This window comes from Nostoc sp. 'Peltigera membranacea cyanobiont' 232 (genome assembly GCF_002245985.1).
In the GTDB taxonomy this organism is placed as follows: Bacteria; Cyanobacteriota; Cyanobacteriia; order Cyanobacteriales; family Nostocaceae; genus Nostoc.
Genome location: NZ_NOLK01000214.1, coordinates 1 through 11,012, shown reverse-complemented (window position 1 = coordinate 11,012; position 11,012 = coordinate 1). Strand labels below are relative to the sequence as shown.

12 protein-coding genes are annotated in these 11,012 nt (G+C 40.7%); 2 read left to right on the top strand and 10 right to left on the bottom strand.

Going from position 1 to position 11,012, the window contains the following annotated elements:
* On the top strand, nt 1-1,000 hold a 1,000-nt coding region (locus tag CDG79_RS36375; protein ID WP_143855689.1), incomplete at its 5' end, for a type IV secretory system conjugative DNA transfer family protein.
* Between the two features lie 290 nt (nt 1,001-1,290).
* Here the strand turns inward: CDG79_RS36375 and CDG79_RS36370 are convergent.
* From CDG79_RS36370 to CDG79_RS36355, 4 genes are read right to left on the bottom strand one after another with little or no spacing between them, the layout of a single operon-like run.
* Nucleotides 1,291-2,475 carry an ARPP-2 domain-containing protein gene (locus CDG79_RS36370; protein WP_094346428.1) on the bottom strand — a complete coding sequence of 395 codons (1,185 nt, stop codon included), beginning with the start codon at nt 2,473-2,475 and terminating at the stop codon, nt 1,291-1,293.
* Between the two features lie 27 nt (nt 2,476-2,502).
* Nucleotides 2,503-2,841: a XisI protein gene (locus CDG79_RS36365; protein WP_094346427.1), complete on the bottom strand. Its 339-nt coding sequence runs from the start codon at nt 2,839-2,841 to the stop codon at nt 2,503-2,505.
* Nucleotides 2,829-3,242, bottom strand: coding sequence for a XisH family protein (locus tag CDG79_RS36360; RefSeq protein WP_094333514.1), 414 nt, complete (start codon nt 3,240-3,242; stop codon nt 2,829-2,831). Before CDG79_RS36360 ends, CDG79_RS36365 begins: the two co-directional genes overlap by 13 nt.
* 55 nt (nt 3,243-3,297) lie before the next feature.
* Nucleotides 3,298-4,725 carry a hypothetical protein gene (locus CDG79_RS36355; RefSeq protein ID WP_094346426.1) on the bottom strand — a complete coding sequence of 476 codons (1,428 nt, stop codon included), beginning with the start codon at nt 4,723-4,725 and terminating at the stop codon, nt 3,298-3,300.
* A 157-nt stretch (nt 4,726-4,882) separates the two neighbouring features.
* On the opposite strand from CDG79_RS36355, the gene CDG79_RS36350 reads away from it, so the two are divergent.
* Nucleotides 4,883-5,800: a M23 family metallopeptidase gene (locus tag CDG79_RS36350; RefSeq protein WP_094346425.1), complete on the top strand. Its 918-nt coding sequence runs from the start codon at nt 4,883-4,885 to the stop codon at nt 5,798-5,800.
* 289 nt (nt 5,801-6,089) lie between these two features.
* On the opposite strand, the gene holA is transcribed toward CDG79_RS36350, so the two are convergent.
* The 6 genes from holA to dnaN form a co-directional block, all read right to left on the bottom strand.
* Nucleotides 6,090-7,058 (bottom strand): DNA polymerase III subunit delta, encoded by a 969-nt coding sequence (holA, locus tag CDG79_RS36345; protein WP_094346424.1) that lies wholly within the window; start codon nt 7,056-7,058, stop codon nt 6,090-6,092.
* Nucleotides 7,055-8,254 carry a DNA polymerase III subunit gamma/tau gene (locus CDG79_RS44470; protein WP_262985873.1) on the bottom strand — a complete coding sequence of 400 codons (1,200 nt, stop codon included), beginning with the start codon at nt 8,252-8,254 and terminating at the stop codon, nt 7,055-7,057. The genes holA and CDG79_RS44470 overlap by 4 nt, the downstream gene beginning before the upstream one ends.
* Nucleotides 8,229-8,540 (bottom strand): hypothetical protein, encoded by a 312-nt coding sequence (locus CDG79_RS45080; RefSeq protein ID WP_262985872.1) that lies wholly within the window; start codon nt 8,538-8,540, stop codon nt 8,229-8,231. The genes CDG79_RS44470 and CDG79_RS45080 overlap by 26 nt, the downstream gene beginning before the upstream one ends.
* A gap of 321 nt (nt 8,541-8,861) precedes the next feature.
* The gene (locus CDG79_RS36335) at nt 8,862-9,215 is read right to left on the bottom strand and encodes a XisI protein (RefSeq protein ID WP_094346423.1); all 354 of its coding nucleotides are present in this window, start codon (nt 9,213-9,215) and stop codon (nt 8,862-8,864) included.
* Nucleotides 9,203-9,619 (bottom strand): XisH family protein, encoded by a 417-nt coding sequence (locus CDG79_RS36330; protein ID WP_094346422.1) that lies wholly within the window; start codon nt 9,617-9,619, stop codon nt 9,203-9,205. Before CDG79_RS36330 ends, CDG79_RS36335 begins: the two co-directional genes overlap by 13 nt.
* 319 nt (nt 9,620-9,938) lie before the next feature.
* On the bottom strand, nt 9,939-11,012 hold a 1,074-nt coding region (gene dnaN, locus CDG79_RS36325; RefSeq protein WP_094346421.1), incomplete at its 5' end, for a DNA polymerase III subunit beta.

Here is an 11,012-nt window from a genome sequence, read left to right as displayed (position 1 = left end):
AAGGTTGGATGAATGGGTGGCGACTTCATTTATTCAATTTTTGAGTGCCAAGGATGCAGAGAAGACTATTTCGGGGATTTTGACCACAGCAGCAGGTACTTTCTCATCTTTCATCCAAGCTGATTTGCTGAGGGCATTTATAGGGAAATCGGATATTCCCACTAAGCTTGAAGGTAGAGAGATGGTGGTATTCAAGCTAGATGATGAACGTCGCAGTGTGGTTGGGCCTCTGCTGGCGGCGGCAATGCACTTGATGATTGTCGGTAATTTAAGCCGTCCCCGCAAAGACCCGTTGATTATTTCTTTGGATGAATTACCATCAATTAAGCTGGACAGATTACCACAGTGGATTAATGAATATCGTTCTAATGGTGCCTGCTTTATTCTAGGTATCCAAAGTTTAGAGCAACTTTACGATATTTATGGGGATAAGATGGGGAGTGCGATCGCATCAGCTTGCAGTACCCATGTTTTGTTCAATCCTGGTAACTACAAAACGGCTGAGGATTACTCAAAGCGTTACGGTGAGAAGGAAGTGCTGATTAAAAATCGTACCACAGGGCGATCGCTTGGCGGACAAATGAGCCGTTCAATTAGCTGGAGTGAGAATTTGCAAAAAATGCCTGTAATCAGTGCTGACGAAATTTTGAAATTTCCTCAAGGCAAGTGCGTAATTACTAGTCCTGGTTATAGTTCCGAGGGACAAGCTTCTATTCCTTATCCTTTAATTATTCCAGTGTCCAAAGCCGATGAAAAACGGGCGCATGATAGTGAGGCTCTTTGGGATACACAAGTTAAACCTGCTTTAGAAAGTCAGGTGACAATTCCTGATATCAAAACGCTAACACAAGCATTACATGAACGGATTGAGTCAGCAGCGCGGATGTTGCCTTTACCAGAAGAAGATGTAGCACCTGCACATGAGTCTAGTAGCAGTGAAACTGATGTTTTAGAAAATTTCCCAGCACGAGTTTATCAAACACCCGGATTGCAAGGATAAGAGGCTGGTAGCTTTTAAGAAGCGAAATATTGTTGCTCACAGCGTAGAATCTTCAGTGTTTGCTGCTGGATTTGGGCAGCCTTTTTTCGCTTGTTTAGGTTGTATTCACCCCGTTTAACTCAGTGTTATAAGCTGTCGCATCTGTAATTTTCCAGAGCATTCTAGAGTTACCAATGGTTGCAGACCTAAAAAGTGCAAGTTATACGCGCGATAGCTTACTATTTCAGGAATAGGCAAATGTATTGAAATCAAAATTTTACAAATTAATGCTGAATCTTAGCAAGACAATATCACCTTTTACCCTTGACTTTTTTCAATGCTGCTTGTCTTACTTCCGCATTGAGCAAATAACCAAAACCCACCTTTTCTAAACGCAGCACAAATTCCTCTCGTGTATTCCGCAATTTACTAGCTGTAGCATCCAAATTCCAATTATGCTCTGCTAACTGACTCAGCAAATAAACTCGGCGAGTCTGCATTCCTGATAAGCGGTAAGTCTTCAAATACTCCAATTCACCATTCTCTCGAATAATCGCTTCCCCAATATGATTTTCTTCGTTGGGGTTGAGGTCAGTAATAAATCGTTGTAACATGAACGAACCAGCAGTATAGACTTTTTGGGAAATTAACTTGCGTTGTAACAGTCCCTCTGCCATGAAACCCTGAAACGATGCCCAATCTGAACGCATATTTTGTACTGCTGCTCTCAAGGCTGTTAAATCATTAATTTTTGACTCATCTAAAGATACACTCATGGGAAAAGTAGTATCGTGCAGTAAAGCGTATTGGTACAATAACTCACCATAGAAATCTTCTAACAAGCTATTGTGCAAAAGTCGATAGTCCTCTGGTGTCGGTACTACAAAAGCTGATGCTAATGCTTCGGCAACAAATACTAATACCCCAACCTGTCGAGAGTAAATTTCAAATACCCGCAAAGCATCTTCAAGTCCAGCAATGTAACGTCCACTAAAAGAGCTTTCCATTCGGCTACCCAGCCCATGAGAAAGGGCATACTTAGAATATTCACTCCAGGCAATATCAGGGCCAGAGAAAAACATTGATAAAAAGCCTTCCATTGCCAAGTGCAGTGGCAAAAATCTCAGTTGATTACTAGATTCCCGCTTCACCATCCGGTGCATTAATCGGACACTGGCACAACCATAGTTTAGCTGTTTACCATCTCTTTGAAAAAGCTGTCCCCCAAAAGCCCCCACAGGACTGCCGTCATTAGTCCAAGACAACACTAGTCCGTGAGGAACATAGGAAAAATATTTCATTCCTGGTGCTGTCATTTCTCCTGCTAAGGAAACAACTGCTAAATCTTCATCGTAGCTACGACGCAGCAAGCGCAAATCGTTACGTACTTGATGGCGCAATAATGGCACAATCCGCACTGCTCCCCGTATTTGAGAAGGAGCAATTTCTAATCCTTTGAGTGATATGTCTGCTAACAGATTGCTTTTGGATGCCATAGGATGGTGGATCTATTTTTATTAACTTTAAGCAACACCGTATTTGGTATAAGGACGTTTGTATGGAGGATGTAAGCCTAAAACAATATCTGAAGCTGGAACTCCTCTTTCCACTAGCTCTTGAGCAATATCGGCTTCTGTCATGTTGTGCTGAATCCAAATTTTATTATCTTTAATGTCTAAATGAATGTAACAGGCATAAATACGATTAAACTCTTGCCAACCAATATCTAGAATTTGATAGTGATCGTGTTCTGTATCAAAAATGAGTTGACATTCAATATTTGGTTCGTTTGGGGGGGTTGGAGTGGCATGGGCGATTAATAATTCGCGCACAATTTGGCGATATTTGGCTAGTTTTTCCATTCGATTATCTCCTCTGTATTCGGTTTATATGCTATTATTTTTAGGGCATAATGTGATATTGCCGCTTGAGTAAAACGCTCCTGAAAAAAAGTATTAAAAATATCAATAGGAACAGCTAAATAGAGGATACGATCAGGCTCTGTCATTTCTAAGGCAAGGCGATAGTTGAGAAACTGCCCTAATGCATTATGAAAGTCAGTAATGACGGAGGGATTGATAAAGCTTTTAACTTCTACAGCAATTTTCTGCTCATCTTTTTCAGCAGCAAATACTTTTTCAGCAGCAAGATCAATCTCTAGTTTAACGCGCTCGATGCGAATGATTAATGGATCGCTAGTAATTGTCCATCCGTCTTTGATTAAGGCTTGCTTGACGGCTTGGTGGAATAGGTCTTTGGCCATAGTGGAATATTTACAACGGTTTTCAACTATATGAGGTACACCTATACCTTACAGCCTACACCCTGTCCAACATTTGCTTGACTCGCTCTGCTAAATATGATTCCAATTCAGCTAAAGATGCAGAACCTTCAGCAAACCGGGCAAAGCCCAACATCGTAGGTAAATCTTCTGCATCTCGTAATCCTACTGTGGGAATTGTGGCGCTAAGGGGATGTAAAGAAAAGTCATCGGCGTTGTAAACAGGATTGCAATGAATAATGGAAGTTTTTTGTTTCGGGTCTAAATGATGACGATATACACGTAGAATTTCCGATGCTCCACTGGGGGGGTCGTTTTCCCAACCATCGGTGACAAGTACTACTAAATCTGCGCCCCAGTCCAAAGCATCCAGTAGGGGAGTAGCGAGGTCTGTTTGTCCACGAGGTAGAATCAGCAGTGGATCGCTGGTTGATGCTGTCCAAAAAGCTTGGTATTCCTGGGATGCTGCTTTTAGTAAGTAATGAGTAGCTAAAGCTACTCCTAAAGGACGACGATGTTTTTCGGCTGAACCAGAACTGGAGTAGCTGCAATCTAGGACTGCGGCTACTCGTCCTAGTTTTAGGGGTGATTTTCTTAATGTGAAGGCAGCAGATTTCTCTAATGCTTGGTTTAAGATTTCCCACTGCTGTTTGCGAGTATCCAATGGCAAGGATAGGATATACAGTGCCAAACGAGTTAGGGGGAGACGACCTAAATTAATGTCGATTTCTACTTCTGTGCGGTTGGCTGAACTTTGAAAGCGCAATTTTTCATTCAAGGTCATTTGCTCTTGAATACGGGATAAAAAGACCTCTCGTTTAATCCCGTGTTTTACTGCTAAACCTTCGGCAACTGTAAAGGGTAGTTGATAAACTGCTTGAGCGCTATAGTGTGCTTGGCGAAATGTCTCGAATAATTCTGTTTGATAAACTTGCTGTTTCCATTTACCAAAGAGAAAATTACCTAATTCTCCTGGTAGGGTGAGGTGAGCATGGGAAGCGATCGCTCGAAATTTGGAACGATACTTCACAGCATCAAAGTTGATGTCACGTTTTTGCTGGAGATAATCACGAGCGATCGCTCTGCTACGACGATTATTGATACTTCTTTTCCGCAATTGTTGCAATACTTCCCAACCTCGTTGTGGTGGTAGGGTTGTTAATGCTGCGGCAATTAATGCACCTTCTTCTTGTCGATGTTCAGGGGGTGTATGTTTTCCTGTTGCTAGTAATTTGAGGATAATCTGCGCTTGGTTGAAGTGGTTAATCCCTGCTGCTAATGTTCGGGTATAGAGTAAGCGGTAATTACCTAAAATATAGTCGTGCAGAAAGTCAATAGATACGCGCTGCCCGTAACCATCACCATAGAACTCACGCTGTCCTGTGCAGGAGAGGCAGGCATTAATAAACATGACTAAATCTTCCCTTGCCACCTGCTGATGTTGGTTAGCCCGATTAATGTCCATTGTTGACCGAAAACAGGGTATGGGGTGTAGGGTGTGGGGGGTAGGGTATGGGGTGTAGTGTTTAAGACAATTAAATGCGAGTACGTCAAGCAGTTCAACATATTCTTAATTCCCCACACCCGAACCTGCAACCCTACTCCCTGGAGTAAGTAACCATCTGGCAAATGCACAGCTTACAAATAGGAGAGTACAGGGGTTTCCATGGGCAACTGGGCAAACCTGGAAATACAGTCAGGATTTACATGGCAGTATCAACAACGGTCTTGATTTTGGAACACCTAATGGTGTAGCAGGAGATGTATATTCTGTTGATAGTGGTACAGTTTATCGAGTAACTGATAATTGTACGATTATAATTAAACGTGCTGATGGACTTTACCACGGTTATCACCATGTGAAGCCAGACTCTACTATCACTGAAGGTAAACAAGTATCTTATCAAACTAAGCTTGGTACTACTGCACTTTGTGGTGGTTCTAATGCCCATCATGTTCATTTCTGGCTTTATGATCAAAATACAGTAAACAAACAAAAGAGTTTTAGTCCTATTGGCTTCTATTTTGGAAATTGGCAATTAACACAAGAGCAAGATTCAAGTGAACCACCTGGTAGCGGTAATTATCCTGTATCTGGATATGATTATGTTTTGAAGAACGGTACAACAATTGCTTGTGCTGGTACAACAATGCAATATGGCAAAAATATCTGCACCACTAACCAGCTAACGAATCAAATTACTTTTGTATCACCCAGCAGCAAGCTTACTGTTACAGCTTTAAATCTTGACCTCACTATCAGCGCTACCAATTTAAGCGGGAAAACTGTATATGTTCAAACTTGGCGGCCAGCTGTTAACGGATATCCAGCAAAATATTTCCCAGCACCACCATTAACCGCGACAGGAAACACCGTTACTTTTTACAACCTTGATGGAGACGGTTCAACTCTTGCTGGAGTGACTTATTACACCGTTGTATCACTAGAGCCAATTATAACAAATGAAGCTGAAAAACAACGAATTTCTTGTTTTGATGCTACAGGGGGAAAGTACCTTTGTGATGCAGCACGTCGCTAATTAAGTCTGGCATATCAACAACAGCTTTGGCAAATTAAGCCTTGGCTGCTGCCATTAATTAAAGATAAATATGAAAATTAAAAATAGATTTTTGCTAAAAAATATGGGCAAATTATTTTTCTCTTTATTTCTGGTTGATTATTACCCGTAATCCTCAATTTTTCTCCATAGTTACACCGCGAATTATTACTATTTAGGAATTAAAAAACTCTCTTTTGACTGACTTAAACAACTGATTTTGGATTTTAGACAGAAATCAAGTATCCAATCTAAAATCCAAAATTATCCGTCAAGTTTCTGTTGATAAAACTAACTTAAATAACCTACTAACACCAAGAATTACTGGCAGTAAATCCTTCGCATCAGCACCCCTCTTAATAGACATCTCTAAATCCAGCATCATAGTTACTGCCTTAGCTAAAGCATTGATGCTTGTATTTGCTACCTCCTGACGCAAATAGTAAATGCGATTAGGATTGCTGATACTGCACAGTTGAGCTAATTCACTATCTTTCTTAACCCCAGAAGCGATCGCTGACTTAACCCACAGCCAAGTTCTAAACTGCGTTAGGAGAGTAGCAACAATCACCATTAATGGTTCCGAGCGTGACAGTAAATCATCTAGCAGGTGCAAAACTTGATTACTTTCTCCTTGGCGAATAGCAGATGCCAGTTGTAGGCTATTCTGAGTCTGACATGGCACTAACTCTTTTACTTCTGCAAGCTCCAGTTGTCTGCCATTACCATAAATATACAGTTTGCGTAACTCTGTGGCTGCACGGGTCATATCGTTACCAATTGCTTCTGCTAGATATTCCACTGCACCCTTTGACAGCACCAGCTTAATTTTTTTAGCCTGAGTACTGATCGCCTTTTCAATCAAATCAGTCCGCCAAGGTGGTATCAATGGAAACTCAAACAACTTGGCATACTTGACAAGATGTTTGTAAATCTTCAGGCGCTTATCTAGATTAGTGGCGACAAACACCAGAATTGTGAATTCAGGCACTTGAACAAGCGGCTGCAAAGTTTCTAACTCAGTATCACCCCACTGCTTGAGGTGGCAATTTTCGACAATCACCAGTTTTTTACCACCTGTCAGGGAACGAGTGCGAGCTACACTGATAGCTCGGTCAAGATGATCGGCTGGAAATCGGTGATAGCAAAGTGTGAGCCATTGAGCATCAATCTCTGCTTTGTATTGGTTTAGCTGTTCCTGGATGGCGTGTTGGTCGTCACCTGTCAGCAAGACAATCATGCTTTTACCCTCCCATTACTGCTCTTGTTGGCAGTTTTAATTAACACAGTCATTGGTTGTTGACTTTGGGTAGCTCGTTGCAGCATTTTAGCGATCGCTTCTTTACTACTCTCAAACTTATTCAGGTAAGCTGGTGTAACCTCTAAAATTGCCTTGTTATCTTGCAATTTAACGAGATGAGCATGAGCCAACAGCTTTTGATTGCTGGGTTTAGCTGTATCCATCACAGAAAGCCAAATTTGAGCCAGGTTAGTAGTTTGGGCTGCAACTGCTGGTAACAATTTGTCATCTACAGGTTTAGCTGTCACCTTATTTGTGGTGTATACTCCAACTGTTGGTAGCAACTTGCCGTCATTTACAGGTTTAGTAGTTAGCGTCTTGGTTGCACTGACAGGCAATAAACTGGGTATCAGGTTCAGTAAGCAAACTTCTAGCCACACAGCAGTATTTACTGTGTACCGCAGATAGTTTTCTGCTTTTTGTAACTCTGCTAGGGACAAATTCAGCGTCTCGAAATTCCAGTGATTTGCTAAAACCTTGAGTTGAGCATAGCTAACACAACCAGTTAGCAAAGATTGCTCTTTGGGTGCAGACTTGATAATCAATAAATCTCGGTATGTTTGCAGTAAGTTGGAGAGAATCAATTTAGGCGTTTTACCAGAGTCCACTAGAAGTCTTGCTACTTGCAGCAAGTTAAAGGTGTTATTGGTGGATATTGCCTGTAAAATTGACATTAATTCTGTTTCTGTCACACCACCAGCGATTTCCATGACATGATTGGCAGTGATATCTTCATCTAAAAGACTCACCTGACTCAGTAATTGCAGTGCATCCCGCAATCCACCATCGCTGAGTCGAGCGATCGCTGTTAGTGCCTCATCATCAATAGAAATAGATTCTGCATCTGCTACAATACCGAGGTGCTGTACAATTGCCTGAACAGACAAAGTGCGGAAATTAAACACCTGACAACGGCTGACAATGGTAGGTAACACCTTGTGCAGTTCTGTTGTGCAGAGGATGAAAACAACATGAGGTGGTGGTTCTTCAATACATTTAAGTAAGGCATTGAAGGCGTTACCAGTTAGACAATGGCACTCATCGAGAATAAAAATTCGGTAACGTCCTGCAACAGCTGCTAAGGTACTGCGCTCAATTAAAGCACGGGCATCATACACCATTATTAGAAGCAGCATCAATTTCACTAACATCTAGGCTATTACTGGTTTCAATTGAACGGCAGGATTGACAAATACCACAAGGTTGGTCAGTTGGTTTTTTACTGTTGAGGCAATTGAGGGATTTAGCAAATATCCGAGCAGTTGAAGTTTTACCTGTGCCTCTAGAACCTGTAAACAAATAAGCTGGTGCAATTTGCAGGTATTTGACAGCATTAGTCAGAGCAGTTTTGATGTAGGGCTGTCCAACTAATTCGGCTATTGTCTGGGGTCTATATTTTTGATGTAGGGCGACTGTAGACATAGGATTCATTAACCTTAATTTGTCGCCCTTACCCCTGTTAAGGGGGTGTAATTTTGAAAAAGGGACTGGGGACTGGGAAAACTTGGAAGGGGATTCAGACCTAAATCTTGTTTTGTTCGCGTAGCGTCTCGTAGAGAAGAAAACTTTTCCTAGTCCCCAGTCCCCAGTAAGATTTACCAATACCAGAAGTTGAGTACGCCTAATTATTTAAACGTTGAAACAGGTGGAGAAGTTTATGGAATTTACAACCGATCTTTAGCCATTTTATAATTCATATCCTTGGCGCATAAAACGCTAAGTTTCTATTTTTTACCTGCCTCCTTAAGCAGTAGCGAATTCTGTTAAACCTCGTTTATTGGGATGATGGAAACCCAAAACAATATCGGCTTGGGGTATTCCGGCTGATAGCAAATCATCAACAACACATAAATTAGTTGCATCTTCTTCCACCCAAACTTTGCCGTTTTTAATGCAGAGATAGATGATAATATACTGTATCTGCTTTTTGTCATCCCAGCCAAACCGAAACCAAAGATATTGATCTCTTGTTTCATCAAAAGCCAAGCGATCGCTTACTTCAACTCTCGTATCTTTTACAACTTGAGTATTAGTAGTTTCGTAATACTCAGTCAATATCTTCTTGATAGCATTGCGGTATTGCTCTAGCTTATCCATTGCCGAATTTCCTCCTTTTCTGTATTTACAACTATTAACAACAGGTGATTTTCATTGATGACTGATTGTACAGATTTACGTTGAAAAAAGTTCTCATAGACAACATCATCAACAGCTAAATAAAGTTTATATTCTGGCTCCGTAAGTTGAATGAGTTTCCGATAGACTATGTATTGTCCCAGGGCATTATGAAAATCATACATCAGAGATTTGCCTACAAAGCTCTTGATTTCTACAACAATCTTCTGTCCCTGGCGTTCTGCGGCGATTGGTTTTTCTGCTGCTAAGTCGGCGTAGAGTTCAGCATCCTCATATTTGATAAAGTAAGGATCATCTGTGATAGTCCAACCGTCTTTTATCAATGCGTTCTTGACTTCATTATGGTATATGTCTTTTGCTGGCATGGCGGAACTATTGAATAATACTCTGATTGTAAAGTGTTTATCATATTGGGTAACGATTAGATTCTAAAACATACTTTTCTCTCTTTCCTTCTTGCACCCTGCTTTGCTTCCTTTTTTCTTGATAAAACTGGATAAATTTGGCATTTTGGCGGCAAATAGTTGGATATCTACCGCCAAAATGCACAGTTTCTATTTGTTAAATTCGAGAATTTTCGTTCATATTGTCAGTTTTTTTCAGAGTTCCTCAAATCACGTCTAAAATAAACACCACTCGTATCCAAAACACCCTACAAAACTTCAAGATTGCGATTAACATTTATTAAGTATTTAGAGTGTACAGTGGCAATAAGAATTGACGCATTTCCATTTGCAGTTCTGGATTTGGTCTATCTCCATAAGGAACCAACATGGCAGGATGATCTGATTGTTGCAAGTGCATTTTAATAGCAGAACTGGGAATTGCCTTGGCTGCTTCTACTAAATACTTGAGGTTAAACTGAATATTCAATGACATTTCTGATGGTAGATGAGCAGCAATAACCTGATCGCCTTTGCCAAACTCCCGTTCAATTGATAATCGTAACTGCTGCAAACTTCCATCAAACTGTAAGTAAATACCTTTCTCTTTTTTATCTGTTAACACAGCTAACCGTTCCAGTGCTTTGACTAAGAATGCTTTTTCTAGGATTACTTCTCGGTCAAAGCTAAATCTTGCCAATAACTGTTCGCAGTCAGGGTAAGTTCCTTCTAGACATTGACATGTGAGGATAATATCTTGCCAAGCAAAACCCAAGCGATTACTTTGGGCATCATACAACAGATTAATAAATTCGACAGAATCATCCAAGTTACGCGCTAGTTCCTTGAGGACTCGACCGGGAATAGTAAATTGTATCTCTTCAGATTCTACTTGTTTGCGGGGTTTTCTACCAATTCCTTGAGTTGAAAGTTCAGTGGTTGCGACTCGATGCCCATCAGTACCAATAAACTTTAACTTCTCCTGTGTAAGTTGGATATGAACTCCGGTCAAGATATATTTATTTTCATCAGTGCTAATAGCATAAATCACACCTTTCAAACCATCTTTGAAAACTGTTGTTGGCAGAGGAATGGGAGCAGCATCAATTATAGAACTAGGTGGGAAGTCTTCAGCACTAATACCTCTAATTTCATATTTTCCATCAGCATCAGATAAACTGAGAGAGCAGATTTTTGTTTGCTTCTCCTCATCAATAAGCTGTATAATCTGAGTCTGACTACTGAGGGTAATATTACCATTAGGGCAATGCTTAACTATCTCAAATAGCATTTCCACTGGCACAGTAATTTCACCCTTGAGCAAAACCTGGGCTTCAAAACTTGCCTGAATTGTTAATGCTAAATCAGTAACAGT

Coding starts and splice junctions, on each gene's coding strand:
- CDG79_RS36370 (WP_094346428.1), bottom strand. CDS start 2,475: ATGGCATCCAAAAGCAATCTGTTAGCAGACATATCACTCAAAGGATTA.
- CDG79_RS36365 (WP_094346427.1), bottom strand. CDS start 2,841: ATGGAAAAACTAGCCAAATATCGCCAAATTGTGCGCGAATTATTAATC.
- CDG79_RS36360 (WP_094333514.1), bottom strand. CDS start 3,242: ATGGCCAAAGACCTATTCCACCAAGCCGTCAAGCAAGCCTTAATCAAA.
- CDG79_RS36355 (WP_094346426.1), bottom strand. CDS start 4,725: ATGGACATTAATCGGGCTAACCAACATCAGCAGGTGGCAAGGGAAGAT.
- holA (WP_094346424.1), bottom strand. CDS start 7,058: ATGATTGTCTTGCTGACAGGTGACGACCAACACGCCATCCAGGAACAG.
- CDG79_RS44470 (WP_262985873.1), bottom strand. CDS start 8,254: ATGCTGCTTCTAATAATGGTGTATGATGCCCGTGCTTTAATTGAGCGC.
- CDG79_RS45080 (WP_262985872.1), bottom strand. CDS start 8,540: ATGTCTACAGTCGCCCTACATCAAAAATATAGACCCCAGACAATAGCC.
- CDG79_RS36335 (WP_094346423.1), bottom strand. CDS start 9,215: ATGGATAAGCTAGAGCAATACCGCAATGCTATCAAGAAGATATTGACT.
- CDG79_RS36330 (WP_094346422.1), bottom strand. CDS start 9,619: ATGCCAGCAAAAGACATATACCATAATGAAGTCAAGAACGCATTGATA.